Below are 294 nucleotides of genomic sequence, written 5' to 3'. Positions count from 1 at the left end.
GTCTCGTGGGCTCGGTGAGGCAGGCGAGGCCGAGGTTGAAGGGACCCAGCCCGATACCGACGAAGTCGTAGGTGGTGTCCGGGGCTTCAGGATGCGACGCGGTCAAGGGACTCTCCCAGGTACTGCTCGGCGTGGCCGGCGATCAGGTCGAGGACGGCGGTGATGTCGGCCGTCGTGGTCTCGGGGTTCAGCAGGGTGAACTTCAGGTAGTGGCGCCCCGCGACCTTGGTGCCCGCGACGACCGCGTCACCGGAGGCGAACAGGGCCTTGCGGGCGTAGAGGTTGGCGCGGTCG

General features: G+C 68.7%; 1 protein-coding gene and 1 pseudogene. Both read right to left on the bottom strand.

The window, feature by feature from the left end; genetic code table 11:
- Nucleotides 1-106 (bottom strand): SidA/IucD/PvdA family monooxygenase (locus J0695_RS42485; protein ID WP_206970121.1); only part of this gene is annotated, 106 nt, incomplete at its 3' end.
- Nucleotides 87-294: pseudogene (locus J0695_RS42480) on the bottom strand (pyridoxal-dependent decarboxylase); the annotation flags it as partial. The pseudogene J0695_RS42480 and the gene J0695_RS42485, both read right to left, overlap by 20 nt.

The organism is Streptomyces beijiangensis (assembly GCF_017315755.1).
In the GTDB taxonomy this organism is placed as follows: Bacteria; Actinomycetota; Actinomycetes; order Streptomycetales; family Streptomycetaceae; genus Streptomyces; species Streptomyces beijiangensis.
This window is presented reverse-complemented; position numbering and strand designations above follow the sequence as displayed.